This is a genomic window from Pseudomonas sp. 102515 (genome assembly GCF_031085165.1).
GTDB lineage: Bacteria > Pseudomonadota > Gammaproteobacteria > Pseudomonadales > Pseudomonadaceae > Chryseomonas.
Window position 1 is genome coordinate 220,199 of the sequence record NZ_JAVHTY010000005.1, and the last position, 22,259, is coordinate 242,457.

The following is a 22,259-nucleotide window of genomic DNA, read 5'->3' on the forward strand; positions in this document are numbered from 1 at the left end:
ATCAGTGTCCTTCCTTGCCATGGGCTTCCTGGTCCTTGGTGGCCTTGTCCTTGAACAGGCTGCTGACCACCACGTAGAACATGGGAATCCAGAAGATCGCCAGGATCGTGGCGGTGAGCATGCCGCCGATCACGCCGGTACCCACGGCGTGCTGACTGCCAGAGCTCGCGCCCGAAGAGATCGCCAAGGGCACCACGCCCAGGATGAAGGCCATGGAGGTCATGATGATGGGCCGCAGGCGCATGCGCGATGCTTCCACCGCCGCGTCGACGATGTTCTTGCCGCCCTCGTGCAGCTCCTTGGCGAACTCCACGATCAGGATGGCGTTCTTCGCCGCCAGGCCAATGGTGGTGAGTAGACCGACCTGGAAGAACACGTCGTTGGCGAGGCCGCGGAAGTAGGTGGCCAACAGCGCACCGATGACGCCCAGTGGCACCACCAGGAGCACCGCGATCGGAATCGACCAACTCTCGTATAGCGCCGCCAGGCAAAGGAACACCACCAGCATCGACAAGGCATAGAGCGCCGGTGCCTGGGAGCCCGACAGCCGCTCCTCGTAGGACAGACCGGTCCAGGCGATACCCACGCCCTGCGGCAGGTCCTTGGCCATGCGCTCGACCTCGGCCATGGCGTCACCGGTACTGTAGCTAGGCGCGGCGGATCCCAGGATCTCCAGCGAGGAGATGCCGTTGTAGCGCTCCAGCTTGGGCGAGCCGTAGATCCACTCGCCACGGGCGAAGGCCGACACCGGCACCATCTCGCCCGAGCCGTTGCGCACGTACCACTTGTTGAAATCCTCGGGATTCATCCGTGCGCTGGCTTCGCCCTGCATGTACACCTTCTTCACCCGACCACGATCGATGAAGTCGTTGATGTAACTGGAGGCCCAGCCGCTGGACAGCGTCTGATTGACATCGCTCTGCGACAAACCGAGCGCCCGCACCTTTTCGTCGTCGACGATGAGCTTGAACTGCGGCTCGTCGTTGAGACCGTTGGGCCGGGTCTGCATCAGCTTGGGATTCTGCGCAGCCATGCCGAGCAGCTGATTGCGCGCGGCCATGAGCGCCTCGTGGCCAATGCCGCCGTTGTCCTGCAGATAGAAGTCGAAACCAGTGGCGTTACCCAGCTCCAGTACCGCGGGCGGTACCACCACGAAGACGATGGCATCCCGGATCTGCGAGAGATAGCCCATGGCGCGTCCGGCAACCGCACCGGCGGCGTCGTTGGCATCAGGGCGCTGGTCCCAGGGTTTCAACTGGATGAACGCCAAGCCCGAACTCTGACCGCGACCTGCGAAGTTGAAGCCGTTGACGGTGAACATCGAACCCACGGCTGGCTCGTTCTTCATCATCTGCTCGCGCATGGTATCGAGCACCTGCTGGGTGCGCTCGGCGGACGAACCGGGCGGTGTCGTGACCTGGCCGAACAGAATGCCCTGGTCTTCTTCGGGCAGGAAGGACGAGGGAATGCGCGTGAACAGGAAAGCCATGCCGGCGACGATGACCACATAGACCAGCAGGAACGGGATCTTGTGGCGGATCACCGCGGCGACGCTGCGCTCGTAACGGTGCTGGCCGCTCTCGAACTTGCGATTGAACCAGCCGAAGAAACCACGCTTCTCGTGGTGCCCCTGCTTGACCGGCTTGAGCATGCTGGCGCACAGCGCGGGCGTGAAGACCAGAGCCACCAGTACCGACAACGCCATGGAAGTGACGATGGTGATGGAAAACTGGCGATAGATCACCCCGGTGGAGCCACCAAAGAAGGCCATGGGCACGAACACCGCCGACAGCACCAGAGCGATACCCACCAGGGCGCCCTGGATCTGCTCCATCGACTTACGGGTCGCTTCCTTGGGCGAGAGCCCCTCCTCGGCCATCACCCGCTCGACGTTTTCCACCACCACGATGGCATCGTCCACCAGCAGGCCGATGGCCAACACCATGCCGAACATGGTCAGGATGTTGATGGTGAAACCGGCGGCCAGCAGCACCGCGAAGGTACCCAGCAGGACTACCGGTACGGCCATGGTCGGAATCAGGGTGGCCCGGAAGTTCTGCAGGAACAGGAACATCACCAGGAACACCAGCAGGATCGCCTCACCCAGGGTCTTGACCACCTCGTGAATGGACGCGGTCACTACCGGCGTGGTGTCATAGGGATAGACCACGTCCATGCCTTCGGGCATGAACGGTTTGAGGCGGTCGATGGTGGCGTGGACCGCCTTGGCGGTGTCCAGGGCGTTGGCCCCGGTGGCCAGACGCAGGGCCATACCCGAAGCCGGCTTACCGTTGAACTGGGCATCGATGGACGAGTTCTCGCCACCCAGTTCGATCCGCGCGACGTCACGCAGCCGAACCTGGGCACCGCTCTGATCCACCTTGAGGAAGATCTTGCCGAATTCCTCGGCCGAGGTCAGGCGGGTCTTGCCGATGATGGTGGCGTTGAGCTGCTGGCCCTTGACCGCCGGCAGGCCACCGAGCTGACCCGAGGCGATCTGCACGTTCTGGCTGCTGACCGCATTGCTGACATCGACCGGGGTCAGCTGATACTTGAACAGCTTGTCCGGATCCAGCCAGATACGCATGGCGTACTGCGAGCCGAATACCTGGAAGTCGCCGACACCGCTGGTCCGCGCGATGGGATCCTGCATGTTGGAGACGATGTAGTTGGACAGGTCGTCCTTGGTCAGGGAGCCGTCCTTGGAGACCAGGCCCACCACCATCATGAAGTTGCGCTGGTACTTGGCGACGCGGATACCCTGTTGCTGCACTTCCTGTGGCAGCAAGGGCGTCGCCAGCTGCAGCTTGTTCTGCACCTGGACCTGGGCGATGTCCGAGTTGGTACCCTGATTGAAGGTCACGATGATGGTCATGCTGCCGTCGGAGTTGGACTCCGAGGAGATGTACCTGAGGTTGTCGATCCCGTTCATCTGTTGCTCGATGACCTGGACCACGGTGTCCTGCACCGTCTGCGCCGAGGCGCCAGGATAGGTCACCTGGATCGAGACCGCCGGAGCGGCGATGTTCGGGTACTGGTTGATCGGCAGATTGACGATCGCCAGGATGCCGGCGAGCATCATCACCAGGGCGATTACCCAGGCGAAGATGGGCCGGTCGATGAAGAACTTTGACATCGGGCGCTCCCTTTATTGGCCCTGACCGGCCGGCTGCTGCTCGGCGGAGGCGACGTTGCCGGCAGGCTTGGCAGTGACACTGGCGCCGGGTTTAACCTTCTGCAGACCTTCGGTGATGACCTTGTCACCCGCTTTGATGCCTTTGGATACCAACCAGTCCGCACCCAAGGCCCGCTCGGTCACCAACTCGCGCAGCTCGACCTTGCCTTCCCCATTCACCACCATGGCGGTGGGCTTGCCCTTCTGATCACGTGTGACCCCTTGCTGGGGTACCAGGATGGCATTCTGGCGCACCCCCGATTGCAACTGGGCACGCACGAACATGCCGGGCAGCAGCAGCTTGTCGGGGTTGGGGAATTCGGCACGGATGGTCACCGAGCCGGTGCCCTGATCCACCGAGACCTCGGCGAACTTGAGCTTGCCGGAACGGCTGTAGGCACTGCCGTCTTCCAGCATCAGCTTGACCTCGGCGGCGTTCTCGCCCTGCACCTTCTGCAGTTGACCACTGTCCAGCTCGCGGCGCAGACGCAAGAGGTCGGTGGCGGACTGGGTGACGTCGACATAGATGGGATCGAGCTGGGTGATGCTGGTCAGGGCGGTGGTCTGATCGGCGGTGACCAGGGCGCCTTCGGTCATCATCGAGCGGCCAATGCGGCCGGCGATGGGCGCGGCGACCTTAGTGTAGGCCAGATTGATCTCGGCATTGCGCAGGGCGGCCCTGGCCGATTCCACCTGGGCTTCATTCTGCCGCTGCATGGACAGCGCATCGTCGGCTTCCTGCTTGCTGATCGCCTGTTCCTTGACCAGGGCGCCATAGCGCTGGGCCTTGAGCCGGTTCGACGCCAGGGTCGCCTGGGCCTGGGCCAGGGAGGCCTTGGCGGAATTGACGTTGGCTTCGTAGGTGCGCGGATCGATCTGATACAACTGCTGGCCAGCCTTCACGTCGGCACCTTCGGTGAAGGAGCGCTTGAGCAGGATGCCGCTCACCTGGGGCCGCACCTCGGCGATACGGAAGGCGGAGGTACGCCCGGGGAGTTCGTCGGTCAGGGTGACGGTGCGGGGTTGCACCGTCACCACCCCGACTTCCGCAGGCTTCTGCTGTTGCTGCTGCTGGTCCTTGTTGTCCTGCTTGCCGCAGGCGCCCAGGGCCAGGGCCACGGCCAGCAGGGCGGGAGCGAAAAAGGCATGCGCCGGCTTGATCTGCATATCAAAAGTCCTTGAAAGCGGGGAAATGAGCATGCGCAGCGCGCCTTGTGGATCCGCACCGGCTCGAGCATAGGATATTGTTATCAGACAAATATACTTACGTTCACGACTGTTTGTAAATAACCCAAGTGCCATGCTCGGGTATTTCGCCGGATACGACGACCCCTCGCGAAAACGACTATTCCGAGAAAAGTCAGGCCGGTGCGGCCGACCTCGGTAGCAGACCATGCGGCGGGAGCCGAGTTCTGCCGGGGAATCCCGGTGGCGCCCGGCTCGTCGGCAAAGACGACCAGGCACAAAAATGCCGGACGAATCCGGCATCTTTGGTTACAACCTGCAGGCGTCCCGTTACTGGCGCACGCCTTCGAAGGACAGCATGAATTCCACTTCCTGGGATTTCGGGCCGAGGTCCTTCTGGATGTTGAAGTCCTTGAGCTTGAGGGTGGTGGTGCCCTCGAAGCCGGCACGGTAGCCGCCCCACGGGTCCTTGCCCTCGCCCATGAAGTGGGCCTTGATGGTGACCGGCTTGGTCACGCCGTTCAGGGTCAGGTTGCCGGTGACGTCGGCGGTGCCGTCGCCAGTGGGGGTGACCTTGGTCGATTCGAAGCTGGCCTGGGGATGGGCGGCGACGTTGAGGAAGTCGGCGCTGCGCAGGTGCTTGTCACGCTCGGCGTGGTTGGTGTCGACGCTGTCGGTGTTGATGGTCACCTTGACCTTGTCGGCGGCCGGATCCTTGGCATCGAAGCTGAAGTTGCCGTCGAAGTCCTTGAAGGTGCCGTACAGCCAGCTGTAGCCCAGGTGCTGGATACGGAACTGAATGAAGGCGTGCTGGCCCTGCTTGTCGATCTTGTAGTCGGCGGCCATGGCCTGGCCAGCGCCCAGCAGAGCGGTACCCAGGGCCAGGGCGGCAACGGTTTTCTTCAGCATTGGATGGAGCTCCATGTGGTGGTGGGAAGCGAACATCAGGAAGGGGTGTGGACCCGGCCGAGCATGCGGACCAGGGTGCCGTCGCGGTCGACGAAGTGGTGCTTGAGCGCGGCCAGCATGTGCAGGCCGGCCAGGATGATCAGCGTCCAGGCGAACCAGAGGTGGATCTTGCCGGCGGTATCGGCCTGCTCCGGCAGGCCGCTCAGGGTCGCCGGAACCTTGAACCAGCCGAAGACATCGATGGCCACGCCATCGGCGGTGGAGATGAGGTAGCCGGCCACCATGACGCTGAGCATCAGCCCGTAGAGCAGGAAGTGCCCGGCACCCGCGGCGCGGCGCACCAGGGGGCTGCCCTCCACCGGCGGCGGCGGACTGACCAGGCGCCAGAGCAGGCGCAGCACCAGGGCGATCAGCAAGAGGATGCCGGCGCTCTTATGCAGTTCGGGGGCGGTGTGGTACCAGGTGTCGTAGTAGTCCAGGGTGCGCATCCACAGGCCGGAGGCGAACATGGCGACGATCGCCAGGGCCATGACCCAATGCAGAACCAGACTTACCAGACCGTAGCGAAGGCCATCGTTGCGCCAGTGCATCGCTTTTCTCTCCTGAAAAAGCTTTGCCTAAGCCTAGCCGCAAACGTATCGATGGAAAGCGGAAAAAGTCTCGACTCAATATCGAAGGAATCGATGGATCGGACGGCGCGCGCGCGCCCGTCCGCTCCGGCCCAGACGCTGCACGATGGCAGCGCCCGGGCTCGGGCCTCGATCAGAACGACCAGTGGAACAGCTTCCAGAAGAAGCCGTGCTCGCCACTGTCCTTGGCCGGCGCGGCTTCGGCGGCCTTGGGCGCGGTAGCGGGCTGGGCCTGGGCCTTGGCGCTCGTGGCGACCGGCACCACGGCCTTGCCGGCCTTGAGATCGCGCACCTGCCCGGCGGCGCGCTGACCGCTGGCCAGGGCGCCTTCCAGGGTGCCCGGATGCAGCGGATCGGTGTGCTCGCCGGCGAAGATCACCCGGCCGGTGGGCTTTTCCCACAGCCGCCAGTAGCGGGTGATCTGGCCCGGGCCATAGGCCAGGTAGGCACCGCCCACGCCCGGATCGCGACTGTAGCGGCGGACTTCGTAGCCGGAGAAGGCACCCCGGGCCTTGGGATAGAAGGCATGGAAGCGGATCAACACCTGGTCGACCATCTGCTTGTCGCCGAAGGCCTGCACCAGGCGCGCGCTGTCGCCGGCCAGGTTGACCAGCACATTGGCGCCGCCCTTGACGTCCGGCTCCACCCACAGCATGCCCAGGCCCTGGTCGCTGTAGATCTCGCCGCTCATGCGCGACTTGCTGTCCCACACCGGAGTCTTGAACTTGAGCAGGATCTGGTCGCGCCAGCCGTAGGTGGTGCCCTTGATGGCGGCCTGCTGGGTGGCGTCCAGCGCCGGGGTCATCTGCACCTGGCCGAGGGCGCGCAGCGGCACCGCCATCACCACGTAGTCGGCCTTGTAGCCAGCGTTGCCGGCCTTGACCGTCACGCCGCTCGGATCCTGGACGATGCTCGACACCTTGCTGTCGGTCTTGATCGTCTTGATCTGCTTGACGAAGGCCTGGGCCAGGACGTCGCTGCCACCGGGCAGCCGCGAGGCGCGCAGGTCCTTGTCCTCTACGCCGCGATAGACGCGGGTCTGCTGGGCCAGATAGAGCAGCGACAGCCGCGAGGGCTCGTCGTAGCGGACGCGGATGCGCTGGTTGATCAGCTGGCGGGCCACCGGCGGTAGATTCTGCTTGTCCAGCCAGGTGGCGGCGTTGATCTGGTCGAGGGCGTGCAGGGTCGGGGTGGCGGTCGGCTGCAGCGGATCGCTGATGGCGGCCGCCAGGTCGTCCAGGGACTTGTCGACGCGCTTCAGGGCATCGGCCACGGCCGGCATCTTCTGCGTCAGGTCTTCCTGGGAATAGTACTGGCCTTCGATCAGATAGCCCGGGGTGCGCACGAAGGACGGCGCGTCCACGGTCTTGAGCTTGAAGGTGTCCAGGTAGTGGTTGAGCACCGGCTGGGCCTTGGTGTCGCCGATCCATTCGCTGGAGGCGAGGCCGGAACGACCGCCGACGCGCGCGCCGGCTTCCAGCAGGGTCACGTTCCAGCCGGCCTGCTGCAGTTCATAGGCCGAGGCCAGACCGGCCAGGCCGGCACCGACCACGATCACCGAGGGACCACTGGGCGCGGCGGGTGCCGCGGCAGCCTTTTCCGGCGCCTTGTGCGTCTCTTTGTGGGCCTTCTCGGCAGCGCCTGCGCTCAGGCTGGTAGCGAATACGCCGGCTGCCAAGCAGACGGTAAAACCTGTCCAACGCGACGACATCTTTTCTAGACTCCTGGGACCGGGAAACGGCGGTGGCGCAGCATACGCCAGCGGCCCCAGGGCAACCAGACGGCGCCATGACCGGCAATCGGCCCGCGCCTTGCTCCCGTCGCGCGCCCTGGCTTAGGCTTGCGCCCCCTTTTTATCGCCGGGCCCGCCGCCAGGAGACCGCCAATGACCAATCACGACTGGATGCGCCGTGACCTGGAGGTGCTCTGGCACCCCTGCACCCAGATGAAGGATCACGAGCAGCTGCCGGTGATCCCGATCCGCCGTGGCGAAGGCGTCTGGCTGGAGGACTTCGACGGCAAGCGCTACCTGGACGCCGTCAGTTCCTGGTGGGTCAATGTCTTCGGCCACGCCAATCCGCGCATCAACGAGCGCATCAAGGCCCAGGTCGACCAGCTGGAGCACGTCATTCTCGCCGGCTTCAGCCACCAGCCGGTGATCGAGCTGTCCGAGCGCCTGGTCGCCCTGACCCCGGCCGGCCTCGACCGGGTGTTCTATGCCGACAATGGTTCCTCGTGCATCGAGGTGGCGCTGAAGATGAGCTATCACTACTGGCGCAACGTGGGCCAGCCGGACAAGCGCCGCTTCGTCACCCTGACCAACAGTTACCACGGCGAGACGGTGGCGGCCATGTCGGTGGGCGACGTGGCGCTGTTCACCGAGACCTACCAGGGCCTCTTGCTGGACACCCTCAAGGTGCCCAGTCCCGATTGCTACCTGCGCCCTGAGGGCGTGGACTGGGAAGCGCATTCGCGGCAGATGTTCGCGCACATGGAGCGCACCCTGGCCGAGCACCACGCCAGCGTCGCCGCGGTCATCGTCGAGCCGCTGATCCAGGGCGCCACCGGCATGCGCATGTACCACCCGGTCTATCTGCGCCTCCTGCGCGAGGCCTGCGACCGCTATGGCGTGCACCTGATCCATGACGAGATCGCCGTGGGCTTCGGCCGCACCGGTACGATGTTCGCCTGCGAACAGGCCGGCATCCGCCCGGATTTCCTCTGCCTGTCCAAGGCCCTCACCGGCGGCTACCTGCCGCTGGCCGCCTGCCTGACCACCGAGGCGGTCTACCAGGCCTTCTACGACGACTACCACACCCTGCGCGCCTTCCTGCATTCCCACAGCTATACCGGCAACCCGCTGGCCTGCGCCGCCGCCCTGGCGACCCTGGACATCTTCGCCGAGGACGACGTCATCGAAGCCAACAAGCCCCTGGCCCGGCGCATGGCCGAGGCCACCGCGCACCTGGCCGAGCATCCCCAGGTAGGCGAAGTGCGCCAGACCGGCATGGCCCTGGCCATCGAGATGACCGCCGACAAGGCCCGCCGCACCCCCTACCCCTGGCAGGAGCGCCGCGGCCTGGCCGTCTATCAGCACGCCCTCTCCCGCGGCGCCCTGTTGCGCCCGCTGGGCAACGTGGTCTACTTCCTGCCGCCCTATGTCATCACCCCCGAGCAGATCGACTTTCTCGCCGAGGTGGCGAGCGAAGGCATCGACCTCGCCACCCGCACCTCGGTCAGCGTCGCCCTGAGCGACCTGCACCCCAACCACCGCGATCCCGGCTGATCTGGAGTCCGCCATGCGTCTCACCCGCTGCCATCTCGACCTGCCCCTGGCCCTCGGCCGCCTGGACCTGCCCGAGGCCCAGGCCCACTACCTGGGCCGCGTGCTGCGCCTGGCACCGGGGGATGCCGTGCAGCTGTTCGACGGCAGCGGCCGGGAATACCTCGGCCAGGTCACTGCGGTGGGCAAGAAGACCCTCAGCGTCGACCTGACCGAGGAACTGCCCGGCCAACCCGATTCGCCGCTGCGGATCCACCTCGGCCAGGGCCTGTCCCGTGGCGAGCGCATGGACTGGGCGATCCAGAAGGCCACCGAACTGGGGGTGGCCGAGATCACTCCGCTGGTCAGCGAACGCTGCGAGGTACGCCTCAAGGACGAACGCGCCGACAAGCGCCTGCAGCACTGGCGCCAGGTCGCGGTCAGCGCCTGTGAACAGTGCGGTCGCTCCACGGTGCCGCTGATCCATCCGCCGCAGCTGCTGGCCGACTGGCAGGCCAGCGTGACCGCCGACCTCAAGCTGGTGCTGCACCCGGTGGCCGAGCCTCTGGAGAGCCATGCCCACCCCACTCGTCTGGCGCTGTTGATCGGCCCCGAAGGCGGCCTGAGCGAGGCCGAAGTCACGGCTGCCCGCGCCGCCGGTTTCCAGCCGGCCCGCCTAGGGCCGCGAGTGCTGCGCACCGAGACCGCCCCGGTGGTGGCCCTGAGCGTGGCCCAGCAACTCTGGGGTGATTTCCAGACCCCCTGATCTGCCCCTCGGGCCGCTGCCCTCGGCGGTCCGTCCCTTTCCCCACGGATAGTTTTGGAGCCCTGGATGACCCTACCCTCTCGCCCCTACGCCGCCTTCCTGTTCGACATGGACGGCACCCTGCTCACCAGCGTGGCGTCCGCCGAACGCGCCTGGAGCACCTGGGCACTCGGCCACGGCCTCGACCCGGCGGACGTCCTCGCGGTGATGCATGGCGTGCGAGCGGTGGAGACGGTGAAGCGCTTCGCGCCCGCCGGCGCCGACATCGAAGCCGAGACCCGTGCCATCACCGAACTGGAGATCGCCGATGTCGCCGACATCCAGGAGATCCCCGGCGCGGCGGCCTTCCTCGCCAGTCTGCCAGCCGGCAGCTGGGCGCTGGTCACCTCGGCCTCGCACCGGCTGGCCGAAGTGCGGCTCGCCGCCGCCGGCATGGCCCTGCCGCCGGTGATGATCTGCGCCGAAGACGTCACCCAGGGCAAGCCCGCGCCGGACTGCTTTCTGGCAGGTGCGCGCAAGCTGGGGGTGGAGATCGGCGACTGCCTGGTGTTCGAGGATGCCCACGCCGGCTTTGCCGCGGCCAAGGCCGCCGGCGCCGATGCGGTGGCCATCACCGCGACCCATCGCCAGCCGCTGGACCTGGGGCTGCCGACCCTGGCCGACTACCGCGGCGTCGGCATCAGCCGTGATGAAAGCGGCGCCATGCGCCTGACTCAGGTCTAGAAGACGCCCGCGGCGGCGAGGCGCTCTTCCACCCCGATCAGATCGGGAATGCGCGCCGTGCCGCCTTCGTAGGCCACGGCGCCCAGCTCCAGGGCGGCCAGGGGCACCTCGGCGGCGACCAGCTCGGGGGTGATGCGCAATGAGCGCGGAATGCTGCGGATCAGCAGTGCCAGGAATCGCACCCGCTCACGCCCCCCCAGGGCGTTGAGGATGGCCACCCGCGCATGGCGATCGCCATCGAATTGCGCGGCACTGCCGCTGGAAAGCGCTTCGAAACTGATCAGCGGCAGACGCAGATCGCGCCAGGCGACCTGGCCCAGGCACCAGTCCGGCTGCACCGGCAGCGGCCGGATCTCGCGACAGGGCACCAGCTCGGCGACCGCCGCGTTGGGCAGCAGCAGGGTACGGTCGGCCAGGGTCAGCAGCAGACCGGTCAGGTGTTCGGCGGGTGCGGCGGTCGACATGGGGAATTCCTTTAGCTTCGCTGCTCGGCCAGGCGCGCCACCAGGGCTTCGGCCAGGCCGCGGGGATCGGCGGTAAGGGTCGTGAGACCCGATTCGCGCAGGCTTTCCGGCATGCTCGGGGCGATGCAGGTGCTCGCCGACTGGGTCCAGAGCGTGCCACCGCGACGTCGCACATAGGGCGCCGAGGCGGTGCCGTCGTTGCCCATGCCACTGAAGACGATGACCCCGCAGCGCGCGCCGAACTGCTGCGCCAGGTTGAGCATCATCTGGCTGATCGACGGCGTATAGGGCTCGGGCCAGGCGCGCTCGACGATGTCCAGGGCACCAGTGGCGCGAAAGGTCAGTTCCTGCTGGGTCGGCACCACCACCACCTCGCCGCAGCGCACCGGCTCACCCGGGCGCGCGCCCTGGATATGCCACTGACTGTGCCGGCCGACCGCGCGCAGCAGGTTGGCGGCAAAGCCGTCGCCGATGTGCTGGGCATAGAGGAAGCCGACCGGCAGCCCCCCCGGCAGGGCATCGAGAAAGGCCTTCACCGCCGCCGGCCCGCCCAGGGAGGCGGCCAGCAGCCAGACCTCGGGCGCCGGATCGCCGGCTGGCAGCGGCAGATTGGCCAGAGGTTCGGGCAGGGTCAGGCGCGGCGGTCGCGGCTGGTCCTGCAGCAGGGTCTCCAGGGCCGGGCCGACCGCCGCCACCGGATCGCCGATCAGGCGCTTGAGCTTGCCGATCAGGCGCTTCTCCCACTGGGTGAAGGGATCGGTGAAGCGCTCCGGCGCCTGGCCTTCGCCAAACAGGATGGGCACCTCGGCCCCCTCCAGCAGCGCGTCCACCAGCGATGATTCCTCGGTCTGGCTCAGGTCGATCAGCCACAGATCGGTCGCCACGGTGGGCCAGGCCGCTTCGTCGAAGCGCTCCGGATCGCTGTTGAGGACGACGTGATAGCCATTGTCGGCCAGCACCTGCTGCAGCACGTGGCGCTGCAGCGGACTGTCGGCCAGGATGGCGACGCGGGCGGTGTGCATCTCAGTCATGTTCCCTGACCAACCGATGGATGTGGGCCAGGAGTTCGCTCTCCTGGTAGGGCTTGCCCAGGTATTCGTTCACGCCCAGGCTCAGCGCCCGCTCGCGGTGCTTTTCCCCGGTACGGGAGGTGATCATCACGATCGGCAGGCCCTTGAGGCGCGCGTCGTGGCGCACCAGGCTCGCCACCTCGAAGCCGTCCATGCGCGGCATCTCGATGTCCAGCAGCAGGATGTCCGGCTGCCGCTCCTGCAACTGGGCAATGGCGTCCACCCCGTCCTTGGCGGTGAAGACCTCCATGCCGTGGCGTTCCAGCAGGCGACTGGTGACCTTGCGCACCGTGACCGAATCGTCCACCACCATGACCAGCGCCGGCCGGGTGACCTCGGCCACCGTGGCCGGACCCTGCGCCAGCCGGACGAGTTCTTCGCCGCTGGCGCGCTGGCTGCGGATCATCGCCAGCAGGTCGAGAATCACCACCACGCGCCCGTCCCCCAGCAGGGTGGCACCGGACAGCCCCGGTACCCCGGCGAATTGCGGACCGAGGCTCTTCACCACGATCTCCCGCGAGCCGGCCACCGCATCCACCTGCACGGCCACCGCGTATTCGGCGGAACGCACCAGCACCACCGGCAGCGGCAGACTCTGGCCGCTCAGTTTGGGCTGCTGGCCGTTGTTGAGCAGATGCCCCAGGTAGCGCAGGTCATAGTGCTGGCCGCCGTATTCGAAGGTCGTCGCGCCCGGGCGGTAATAGCGCTCGAGATCGGCTGCGGTCACCCGCACGATGCCCTCGATGGTGTTGAGCGGCACGGCATAGAGGTCGTCGCCGGCATGCACCATGAGCGCGCGGTTCACCGACACGGTGAACGGCAGGCGGATGGTGAAGCGCGTCCCCTCGCCCGCCACGCTGTGGATGTCCATGTCGCCGCCGAGTTGCTTCACCTCCTGGTGCACCACGTCCATGCCCACGCCCCGCCCGGAAATCTGGGTGACGGTCGGCGCCGTGGAGAAGCCGGACTCGAGGATGAATTGCAGCAGCTCCTCGTCGGCGAGCTGCGCGTCTTCCGCCATCAGGCCGCGCTCGATGGCCTTGCGGCGCACCGCGGCCAGGTCGATGCCACGGCCGTCGTCGGCCAGGGTCAGGATGATGTCGCCGCCTTCACGGCGCAGATCCAGGCTGATCACGCCTTCGGCCGGCTTGCCGGCGCGCTGGCGTCCGACGGCGTCCTCGACCCCATGGTCGATGGCGTTACGCAGCATGTGTTCCAGCGGCGGAATGATCCGCTCGAGCACGGTGCGGTCCAGCTCGCCTTCGGCGTTGCCGACCCTGAGCTCGATCGGCTTGTCCAGTTCGGCGCTGACCTGGCGTACCACCCGCTGCAGCCGTGGCACCATGCGCTCGAAAGGCACCATGCGCGTCTGCATGAGGCTTTCCTGCAACTCGGTATTGACCCGCGCCTGTTGCAGCAGCAGGGTCTCGGCATCGCGATTGCGCTGGCCCAGGGTGTTCTTCAGATCCAGGAGGTCGGAAGCCGATTCGAACAGCGCTCGGGACAGCTGCTGCAGCTGGGAATAGCGATCCAGCTCCAGGGGATCGAAATCCTCATAGCCGGCGCGATCCACGTCTTCGTGGTGACGACTGATGATCTGCGCCTGGGTTTCGGTATCCAGCCGGCGCAGTTGATCGCGCACCCGCTCGATGGTGGCTTCCATCTCGCCGAGGGTGGTGCCGATGTCGCTGACCTGCTGTTCGACGCGACCGCGGAAGATCGAGGTCTCGCCGGCCAGGTTGACCAGTTGCTCCAGCAGCGCGGCCGGTACCCGCACCAGCTCCTGGGACGAACGCCGCTGCGCCGCCTGCTGGCGGACCTGCTGCAGGCGCTGCACGAAGGGCAGCGGGGCAACCGGGACCGCGGGCGTCTCGGCCGCGACCATGACGGGGCCCGCCGCGCTGTCTCGCTCAGGCAAGGCAGCAGGCGGGTGCTCGACGGCGGATTCGACGTCCGGGGCTGCAGGCGCTTCCTCCCCGGCAACGTCCGCGGCCGGTGGCCGCTCAGCCTCGAGCACGGCTTCCGGTTCGGCCTCGGCCGTCTCGACCGGCTCGGGAGCCGCACTCGCCTGGGCGGCGGCCGGCAGCGACAGCTGGGCTACCGCCAGCTGCAGCCCGTCGATCCCCTGGGTCGCCAGGGCGCGTACCCGTTCGCGGTCGCCCTCGCTCAGCCCCACGGCGAGCGAGCGCAATTCCGCCAGTTGCTGTTCCAGTTCGTGGGCCTGCTCACCCAGGCCGTGCAGACCGGCTAGGCGCGCACCGCCCTTGAGGGTATGCAGGCAGCGCAGCAACTCGTCCACCGCCACGTCGGGCGCGGCCGGCCAGTCCGCCAGGGCCTCGTCCATGCTGACCAGCAGGTCCTGGGCTTCCTCCATGAAGATTTCGAGGATTTCCGCATCGGTTTCGGCGTCGAAGACCGGTGCAGCGCCTGCGGGGGCGGCTGTCACGCCAGCCGTCAGCGGCTCGCCGCGGTAGTCGCGCAAGGCCTCGACCAGGTCGCCAGCCGGGACCGGGGTCTGGCCCTGGGCCAGGGCTTCGAGTTGCTCGTGCAGCCGGTCATGGCAGCGCTGCAGCAGGTCGCCCAGCTCCGCGCCGGGCTTGATCCGTCCGCGCGCCAGCCCTTCGTAGAAGGCCTCCAGGGCATGGGCCAGGTCACCGATGGCATCCACCTCGGCCAGGCGCGCACCGCCCTTGAGGGTATGCAGGTCGCGCAGCAGGGATTCCAGTTCGAGACTGTTGCGCGGCTCGGCTTCCCAGGCGTGCAGCGAGCTCGCCATGCTGTCGAGCAGATCGCGACTCTCTTCGATGTAGATGGCCAGCAGCTCGGCGTCGGGCCCTTCATCCGCCTCCGGCACGGCGGCCATGGGCGCCGGCTCCCGCAGCGTGGACTCGGTATCCGTCGGCTGGTCCGCGATCGCTTCGCCGAGCTCGGGCTCGCTCGGGGCAGACCCGGCGGCGTCCAACACCGGCGGTTCATCGAGATGACCAGTGCGGATGCGCTGCAGGCGCTCGACCTGCTCGGCATGCTCACTGACCGGGTCACCCACCGCCAGCTCTTCGAGCTGCGCGGCCAGGCAGCCATGGGCATCGTGCAGGGGGTTGGCCAGTTCGGCGCCGCCGGCGAGACGGCCATCGAGCAGGCCTTCGTAGATGGCGTCCAGCTCCGTCGCCAGACGCGCGACCGGCATCACACCGGCCAGATGGGCGCCGCCCTTGAGGGTATGCAGATCGCGCTGCAAGGTGCCGAGGTGGAAGCGCTGCGGCGGCTCCACCAGCCAACGCTTCAGCGCCCGGTCGGCGCTGTCCAGCAGGTCCTGGGCTTCCTCGAGGAAGATCAGCTGCATCTCCGGATCGACGGACTCGGCAGCCTCGGGCTCGACGGTATCCGCCGACTCGCTGTCCGCCAACAGCGGCAGCGGCTCTTCCGGCTGCTCCAGCGACGCCAGGTCAGGCTCGGCTTCGGCTTCGGCTTCGGCTTCGGCTTCGGCTTCGGCTTCGGCGGGCAATTCGACGTCCAGCGCCCGCTCGGGTGCGACCGGCGTGGCCGTTGCCGGATCGAAGAGGTCTTCGGGTTCGGGCTCGGCCAGCAGGGTGGTGGCCGCCATGGGCAACCCGGCGAGAATGCCTGCCAGCAGGCCGCGCAGGCCCTGGATCCGCTCTTCGCTCAACGTGGCCCGCATGCCACCGGCCAGCTGATTGAGCATGCTGATCAGGGCTTCCTGGGCCTCTGCCGCTTCGCGGAAGAAGGCGTCGTCGGCGGGCAGCGAACCACTCGCCGCGGCGGCATAGACCACCTGCAGCGCTTCAGCGAGTTGCTCGACATCGGCCAGTCCGACCCGGGCGGCCCCATCGGCAAAGGTATTCAATCGCTCGGCCAGCAGATCCGGGCAGGCCGCCCGGTCACCGCCGGTCCGCCAGGCATTCAGGCGGTCATCGGCTTCCAGCAGCAGGTCCATTCCCGGCATCAGGAAATCGGTCAGCCGCAGGACGTCACGCTGCTCCGGCAGCGGTGCTTCGGGCAGCGGCAACTGGGGATTCAGCTCCTCCAGCAGCGCCTCGCAGGACGAGATGATTGCTGGCGCGCCTGCCAGCGGCGTTGCCAGCGACCCTTCGTCGAGCTCGCCCAGCCGCCGCTCCAGCAACTCGGCACCCTGGGCGAGCAAGGCGCACTCGGGTTCGGCGAAGGCGACATGGGCGAGCTTGTATTCCTTGGCCAGCCGTTCCAGCGCGGACGCCAGCTCGGCCATCGGCGAACTGCCCGCCATATGGGCACTGCCCTTGAGGGTATGCAGGGCGCGCAGCAGATTGTCGGAGACCGGCTGGGAACTGCCGGCTTCGGACTGCTCGAGAAAGCGGCGCACGGTTTCCAGGTGCGCCTGGGCCTCGGTACGGAAGATATCCAGCAGTTGGGTATCGGCTTCGGCGGCGGCGGGTGCCGCGACCCAAGGCTCGCCCCCCTCCGCCTTGGGGAGCGTCGTCAGCGCGGCGGCGGCTGCGCTGCCCGGGGAAGTACGCTCGGGCAAGGCTTCGTTACGGGCTAACGCATGAGCGGCGTGGGCCAGCCAGTCGACGTCGTCGCGCTGCCGCTGACGATTCTCGGCGTATTCCTCGACCAGCTCCGGCAGCAGGGCGCAGGTCTGCTCGACCACCGTCTGCAGGGCGGCGCTGTGCGCGACGCTGTGGTCCAGGCGGCGATTGAACAGATTTTCCAGGGCCCAGGCCAATTCACCGATGACCAGTGCCTGGACCATGCGGCCACTACCCTTGAGGGTGTGAAAATTGCGCCGCAATTCACCCAGCGCGGTGCGCTGCTCGGGTTCGGCCTCCCAGATCGGCAGCCAGCGTTCCAGCTCCGCCTGGACCTCGCCGGCCTCTTCGATAAAGACCTCGCGCAGTTCTTCCTCGACCGGCTCGGCGTCAGCCGCGGGCGGCAGCAGCGCTTGCGGCACTTGGGCCGCCGGGGGATTGATGGGATCGACCGGCGCGGCCAATACCTCGGCGATCGCATCGGCATCGGCGGTCGCCGGCAGCAGCCGATCCGGCTCGATGCCGGCCAGTCGCTCCTCGGATTCGTCGTGCGCGGGCTCGGTCTTGCCAAGCGCCTCGTCACTCGCCACCTCGACCGCTGCGCCTGCGTCCGCCTGGAGCTCGGCGGTCAGCGGCGCTTCCGCTGCGGTGGGCTCGGACTCGGCAGGGGAAGCTTCTCCGGTCTCTACAGGCTCCTCGACCGGCAGGGCGGTGAGCTCCAGTGCCTCTTCGGCCACCGGGTCCGCAAGCAGGGGCTGGTCTTCCGGCAGATCCTGAACCGGCGTCGCGACCTCGCTGGAGACCAAGGGCGCTGCCGCCACCTCGCCATCGCCAGCCGCGCTCGGCGGATAGCCGAGCGCGATGAGACTCTCGTCGGCGATGTCGAGAATCATGTCGTGGGGCGTGGACGGGTCTTCCGCCAGGCGCTCCAGGTAGTACTCGACGCTGGTGATGGCGTCGGCCAGGGTGTCCAGACTCTGCCAGTCGGGCACGGCCTGCTTGCCCAGCAGTTGCTGGCAGATGTAGTCGTTGGCCGCCTGCACCTGGGCCGCGGCCCGCTCCAGCGGAATCATCGCCAGGCCGCCACGGACCTGGGTCAGCAGCAGGGGCACCGACTCCAGGTGGACATGGTTCCACTGGGAGGCGATGAACTCGATGATGGCGTCCTTGGATTGCTCCAGGCCATTGCGCGCCTCGCGCACCACCACCCGATGCAGCTGATCGATGTCGGTGGTGGGCAGCCGGCTCTCTTCGGCATCGCCCACCTCGTTGCCACTGACCATGCCGGCCAGGGTGGCTTCGACATAGAGCAGCGCCCCGGCGATATCCATCAGGGCGGCGTCGCTGGCCTCGCGTACGCCCTCGGCCAGTTCGGCCACGGCCCCGTGCTGTTCCAGCACCACCTTGCGCGGCTGACCGAAGCCCAGCACCGCCAGGGTATCGGCGATCTGCTTGAGCGGGGCCAAGAGGCCGCGCAGGCTGGCGGGCTGCTGGCGATCGCTGCGCACGAACAGGTCCAGGCTGTCCTTGATCTGCACCAGCTCTTCGCAGAGCGCGGTCACCACCGAGCGCATGGCTTCGCGATCCGGGCCGACGATGCGCGAGCGCTCGAAGCCCACCAGTTCGGCATCCGGCAGGGCCTCGTCGAGACGATAGTGCGCCTTGAGCGCAGCGATGCGCGGACTCTGCACCGGCGCCTTGGCCAGGTAGAACAGCAGATTCTTCAGCAGATCGGCCGGCGCCGGCTGGTTGAGGGTGGTCACCCCATCGCTGATGAGTCGCTTGAGTTCACGATCCAGTTGCCGGAGCAGGCCGCGGATCGAACTGCTGTTGTCCAGCTCGCCGGCCTGCAGCAATTCGGTGAGGCCCGCCGCCACCGGCCAGAGCGCGCCAAAGGGCGAACCGGCGCAGAGCTGGTCCAGTCGCTCGAAGACCCGCAGCAGGTAATCCAGGTGCAGCTGGACATCGCGGTCGCGGAACAGTCCGACCTGGGCGCCCTGCAGCGCCTGGCGCAGCTTGCGCAGGCGCGGCAGCCAGTCCGGCGCGGCGCGGTCGGCCAGTTCGGCGTCGCTCAGCGACAGCGGCGTGGCGGAGAGATCCGGCGAGAACAGGCTGGTCTCGGACAGCAGCTTCTCGCCGCGCGCCGAACGCAGGTCGTTGAGCAGCGGCAGGATAGCCAGCGGCAGATCGCGGCGGGCCTCGAGGACCCGATCCAGATAGGGCGGCACCTGCAGGATGGCCTGCATCAGCACTTCCAGCGCCTCGTCCGAGCTGTTCACCCGCTCTTCGTGAAGGGCCTGCAGCAGCAGCTCCATCTCCTCGGCGAGCAGCGCGGCGCCATAGAACTCCACCATCTGCAGGGTGCCGTAGACCTGGTGCACATAGGTCCGGCAGAAACCCAGGCGGCTACGGTCGTGCGGGTTGTCGACGAACGCCTCGAGCGCCTTGCGGGCCTGCTGCAAGGTTTCGGCGATCTCTCCCTTGACCCACTCGAGGGCTACGTAGTCGTGTCGATCGATCATCTCGGCTCCTGTCATGCCGGGTGGGCTGGCTGGCGGGTGAACGCCAGGACTTCGGGATGATCGACGGGTACCAGTTGCGGGTGGCTCCAATTGCTCACCTCACCGACACCCAGGACCAAGAGCCCACCCGGTGCAAGCCGCTGGACCAACTGGTTGAGCAGGTCTCGACGCAGCCAGCGGCGGAAATAAATCAGCAAGTTCTGACAAAAAATGACATTGAGCCCCTGCAAGGGGGCCTGGCCCAGTTCCAGCACATTGAGCCGGGCAAAGCACAGTCGCTCCGCCAACCCGGCGGCAACGTCGAAGTTGCCGTCGCCGCGGGGACGAAAATACCGCTCGCGCAGGGCGGCCGGCACCCCGGCCAACCGCTGCAGGCTGTAGGTACCCTGCCGCGCGTGGCGCAGGGCTTCGCTGCTGATGTCGGTACCGGTCAGGGCGAACGTCAGGGGGCGTGGCTGCCGTGCCAGAGCTTCGGCGGTACTGATGGCCATCGAAAAGGCTTCCTCTCCACTGGCGCACCCCAGACTCCACAGGGTCAGACTGTCGCCCTCGGTGGTCGTGGCGAATTCGTTCACATAGTTTTCCAGCAGCGCGAAGGACGGCGGATGGCGAAAGAAGCGGGTGGCCTGGATGGTCAGTCGATCGAGCAGCCGGACCCATTCGATGCGCCCACCGATACCCGCGCAGACGACCTGGTAGTAGCTGTCGTAGTCCGTGATCGCCAGTTCGCGCATGCGCGCCGCCAGCTGGATCTGCAGAAAGCTGCGCTGGCGGTCGTCCAGCACCATGCCGGCTCGGGTTTCCAGCAACTGTCGCCAACGCTCGAAGTCCGCATCCGGCAGCTCGGGAGCACGGCGCAACGCCCAACTCGACTCCCCCACCCCGTCTCCCCCTCGCCACACCGCGATGTGGCCGCTGTGTTCAGCCCAGCGGCTGCTCGTTCGGCAGATTGAAGCCCGAGACCGAACGCCGCATCTCGCTGGCCAGCTTGGCCAGCTCGCCGATGCTGCGCGCGGTGGCGGTGGTACCGGCCGAGGTCTGCGAGGTGATCTCCTGAATCACGTTCATGGTGCTGGAGATGTGGCTGGCGGACGAAGACTGCTGGCGCGCGGCGTTGGAGATGTTCTGGATCAACCCGGCCAGGCTCTGGGACACCTTCTCGATCTCTTCCAGGGCCACACCGGCGTCCTGGGCCAGGGCGGCCCCGCGCACCACTTCCGAGGTGGTCTGCTCCATGGAGATGACCGCTTCGTTGGTGTCGGTCTGGATCGCCTTGACCAGGGCCTCGATCTGCTTGGTGGCGCCCGAGGAACGCTCGGCGAGGCGCTGGACCTCGTCGGCTACCACGGCGAAGCCGCGGCCGGCGTCACCGGCCATGGAAGCCTGGATGGCGGCGTTCAAGGCCAGGATGTTGGTCTGGTCGGCGATGTCGTTGATCAGGCCGACGATGTCGCCGATCTCCTGGGACGATTCGCCCAGGCGCTTGATCCGCTTGGCGGTGTCCTGGATCTGCTCGCGAATGCTGTCCATGCCGATGATGGTGTTGTGCACCACCTGGTTGCCCTTGTTGGCGATGGCCACGGAGCGCTCCGCCACCGCGGTGGATTCGGAGGCGTTGGTGGATACCTGGTCGATGGACACGGCCATCTCGTTGATCGCCGCGGAGGCCCCGGCGATTTCCTGGGCCTGGTGTTCCGAAGCCTCGGCCAGCACCGTGGCGGTGTCCTGGGACTCCTGGGCGGCGGCGGCCACCTGGACAGCGGTCTGGTTGATGGTTTCCACCAGTTCGCGCAACTGGTCGATGGAGTAGTTGATGGAGTCGGCGATGGCGCCGGTGAAGTCTTCGGTCACCGTGGCCTGCACGGTCAGGTCACCGTCGGCCAGGTCGGCGATCTCGTCCAGCAGGCGCAGAATGGCGGTCTGGTTGCGCTGGTTCTTCTCGTCGGTCTCGGCCAGGCGGCGGCGGGTGTCGCGGACCAGGATGTAGCCGATGCAGAGGATGGCGCCGAGGGCGATGAACACCAGCAGGTAGCTGCCCACGGTGTTGATCTTGCGGCTCTGGGCCAGCGACGCGTAGCCGGCGCTCAGGTCCGAGGCGGAACCGAGCAGCGCCTGGGAACCGCGGTAGATCAGGCCCACGGCGGAGCGGATCTGCAGCAGTTCGGGCGAGGTGGCGAGGATCTCGTCGACGTTGCCGGAGACGAATTCGAACAGCTTGTTGGCTTCGTTCAGGCGGCCGACCGCCTCGGGGTCGGTGATCCTGGCGATGCCCATGGAGGCGTTGCCTTCGCGCATGGCCTTGAGCACCCGGCCGAACAGGCTGGCGTCGCGACCAAAGCTGTCGGCCGCCTGCACCGCGGCTTCGTCGCCGGTGAGGATCTTGTTGATGGCGCCGAGGATCCGCTCGGCGAGCAGCGCCTGACGCTGGGCCACCACCACCTGACTGGCGGGCGCGCCGCGCTCGATCAGGATGTCGACGATCTCTTCGTTCTCGACCTGCAACTGGGGAATGGTGTCCGCCAGGGCGCCGGACAGCTGGTGCAGGGACAGTACCGTCTGCTCGCTGCCGAGCATGCTGTCGACCTGCTTGCGCTGGGCCTCCCACTGGGATTCCAGGGTATCCAGCCGCGGACGGAGGATCGCCGGCGACGGCGGCAGACCGGTCTGCGGATCGCCGTTGCGCAGGATGTTCAGGCGGCGCTCGAACTCGGTACGGGCCTGGCGCAAGTCCTTGAAGGCGTCGGCCTTGCCGGTGGCGGCCTCACTGGCGCTCTTGGCCAGCTGCTGCGAGAGGATGCGCAGCTCGGTGGCCTGGCCCTGGTACTGGTTGTCGTAGTTGGTCTGGGTGCCCAGGTACGCGAAGTTGGCGAACAGCAGCACGATCGCGACGATCAGCACCACGAACATGCCCGCGACCCACGCGTTGAGTTTCCCGGTATTGAGTTTGTTCATCAGCGGCCCCCGCCTGGACCTTGGTTCCTTTAGTTCTATCCTTGTCGGACGCCGGACCGATTCGCTTGAAACCGGT

At 67.1% G+C, this 22,259-nt stretch carries 13 protein-coding genes; 3 read left to right on the top strand and 10 right to left on the bottom strand.

Features of this window, described 5'->3' with window-relative positions; all coding sequences use genetic code 11:
- Position 1: 1 nt before the first annotated feature.
- The 5 genes from RCF34_RS19615 to RCF34_RS19635 form a co-directional block, all read right to left on the bottom strand.
- Positions 2 to 3,136 carry an efflux RND transporter permease subunit gene (locus tag RCF34_RS19615; RefSeq protein ID WP_308709686.1) on the bottom strand — a complete coding sequence of 1,045 codons (3,135 nt, stop codon included), beginning with the start codon at positions 3,134 to 3,136 and terminating at the stop codon, positions 2 to 4.
- Between the two features lie 12 nt (positions 3,137 to 3,148).
- Positions 3,149 to 4,342, bottom strand: coding sequence for an efflux RND transporter periplasmic adaptor subunit (locus RCF34_RS19620; RefSeq protein ID WP_308709687.1), 1,194 nt, complete (start codon positions 4,340 to 4,342; stop codon positions 3,149 to 3,151).
- Positions 4,343 to 4,690: 348 nt separating this feature from the next.
- On the bottom strand, positions 4,691 to 5,269 hold the full coding sequence (locus tag RCF34_RS19625; protein ID WP_068382892.1) for a YceI family protein: 579 nt from the start codon (positions 5,267 to 5,269) through the stop codon (positions 4,691 to 4,693).
- A 35-nt stretch (positions 5,270 to 5,304) separates the two neighbouring features.
- A complete protein-coding gene (locus tag RCF34_RS19630) occupies positions 5,305 to 5,859 on the bottom strand; it encodes a cytochrome b (RefSeq protein ID WP_208693887.1) in 555 nt (184 codons plus the stop codon).
- 172 nt (positions 5,860 to 6,031) lie between these two features.
- On the bottom strand, positions 6,032 to 7,609 hold the full coding sequence (locus RCF34_RS19635; RefSeq protein WP_308709688.1) for an FAD-dependent oxidoreductase: 1,578 nt from the start codon (positions 7,607 to 7,609) through the stop codon (positions 6,032 to 6,034).
- 174 nt (positions 7,610 to 7,783) lie between these two features.
- Between RCF34_RS19635 and RCF34_RS19640 the strand changes: the two genes are divergently transcribed.
- The 3 genes from RCF34_RS19640 to RCF34_RS19650 all read left to right on the top strand — a co-directional run bounded on the left by RCF34_RS19640 (position 7,784) and on the right by RCF34_RS19650 (position 10,649).
- A complete protein-coding gene (locus RCF34_RS19640; protein WP_308709689.1) occupies positions 7,784 to 9,184 on the top strand; it encodes an adenosylmethionine--8-amino-7-oxononanoate transaminase in 1,401 nt (466 codons plus the stop codon).
- Positions 9,185 to 9,197: 13 nt separating this feature from the next.
- Entirely contained in the window at positions 9,198 to 9,926 is a 729-nt protein-coding gene (locus tag RCF34_RS19645; RefSeq protein ID WP_308709690.1) for a 16S rRNA (uracil(1498)-N(3))-methyltransferase, read from the top strand.
- Positions 9,927 to 9,992: 66 nt separating this feature from the next.
- The gene (locus RCF34_RS19650; RefSeq protein WP_308709691.1) at positions 9,993 to 10,649 is read left to right on the top strand and encodes an HAD-IA family hydrolase; all 657 of its coding nucleotides are present in this window, start codon (positions 9,993 to 9,995) and stop codon (positions 10,647 to 10,649) included.
- Here the strand turns inward: RCF34_RS19650 and RCF34_RS19655 are convergent.
- The 5 genes from RCF34_RS19655 to RCF34_RS19675 form a co-directional block, all read right to left on the bottom strand.
- Positions 10,646 to 11,113, bottom strand: coding sequence for a chemotaxis protein CheW (locus RCF34_RS19655; protein WP_007161686.1), 468 nt, complete (start codon positions 11,111 to 11,113; stop codon positions 10,646 to 10,648). The two genes, RCF34_RS19650 and RCF34_RS19655, sit on opposite strands and share 4 nt — an antisense overlap.
- A gap of 11 nt (positions 11,114 to 11,124) precedes the next feature.
- A complete protein-coding gene (locus RCF34_RS19660; protein ID WP_308709692.1) occupies positions 11,125 to 12,144 on the bottom strand; it encodes a chemotaxis protein CheB in 1,020 nt (339 codons plus the stop codon).
- A complete protein-coding gene (locus tag RCF34_RS19665) occupies positions 12,137 to 19,231 on the bottom strand; it encodes an Hpt domain-containing protein (RefSeq protein ID WP_308709693.1) in 7,095 nt (2,364 codons plus the stop codon). Before RCF34_RS19665 ends, RCF34_RS19660 begins: the two co-directional genes overlap by 8 nt.
- An 11-nt stretch (positions 19,232 to 19,242) precedes the next feature.
- Positions 19,243 to 20,091, bottom strand: a complete 849-nt coding sequence (locus RCF34_RS19670) for a CheR family methyltransferase (RefSeq protein ID WP_308709694.1) — start codon at positions 20,089 to 20,091, stop codon at positions 19,243 to 19,245.
- A gap of 61 nt (positions 20,092 to 20,152) precedes the next feature.
- On the bottom strand, positions 20,153 to 22,183 hold the full coding sequence (locus tag RCF34_RS19675; protein WP_308709695.1) for a methyl-accepting chemotaxis protein: 2,031 nt from the start codon (positions 22,181 to 22,183) through the stop codon (positions 20,153 to 20,155).
- Between the last annotated feature and the right edge of the window lie 76 nt (positions 22,184 to 22,259).

Excerpts from the sequence above, each read along its gene's own strand:
- RCF34_RS19615 (WP_308709686.1), bottom strand. The coding sequence starts at position 3,136 with ATGTCAAAGTTCTTCATCGACCGGCCCATCTTCGCCTGGGTAATCGCC.
- RCF34_RS19620 (WP_308709687.1), bottom strand. The coding sequence starts at position 4,342 with ATGCAGATCAAGCCGGCGCATGCCTTTTTCGCTCCCGCCCTGCTGGCC.
- RCF34_RS19625 (WP_068382892.1), bottom strand. The coding sequence starts at position 5,269 with ATGCTGAAGAAAACCGTTGCCGCCCTGGCCCTGGGTACCGCTCTGCTG.
- RCF34_RS19630 (WP_208693887.1), bottom strand. The coding sequence starts at position 5,859 with ATGCACTGGCGCAACGATGGCCTTCGCTACGGTCTGGTAAGTCTGGTT.
- RCF34_RS19635 (WP_308709688.1), bottom strand. The coding sequence starts at position 7,609 with ATGTCGTCGCGTTGGACAGGTTTTACCGTCTGCTTGGCAGCCGGCGTA.
- RCF34_RS19640 (WP_308709689.1), top strand. The coding sequence starts at position 7,784 with ATGACCAATCACGACTGGATGCGCCGTGACCTGGAGGTGCTCTGGCAC.
- RCF34_RS19645 (WP_308709690.1), top strand. The coding sequence starts at position 9,198 with ATGCGTCTCACCCGCTGCCATCTCGACCTGCCCCTGGCCCTCGGCCGC.
- RCF34_RS19650 (WP_308709691.1), top strand. The coding sequence starts at position 9,993 with ATGACCCTACCCTCTCGCCCCTACGCCGCCTTCCTGTTCGACATGGAC.
- RCF34_RS19655 (WP_007161686.1), bottom strand. The coding sequence starts at position 11,113 with ATGTCGACCGCCGCACCCGCCGAACACCTGACCGGTCTGCTGCTGACC.
- RCF34_RS19660 (WP_308709692.1), bottom strand. The coding sequence starts at position 12,144 with ATGACTGAGATGCACACCGCCCGCGTCGCCATCCTGGCCGACAGTCCG.
- RCF34_RS19665 (WP_308709693.1), bottom strand. The coding sequence starts at position 19,231 with ATGATCGATCGACACGACTACGTAGCCCTCGAGTGGGTCAAGGGAGAG.
- RCF34_RS19675 (WP_308709695.1), bottom strand. The coding sequence starts at position 22,183 with ATGAACAAACTCAATACCGGGAAACTCAACGCGTGGGTCGCGGGCATG.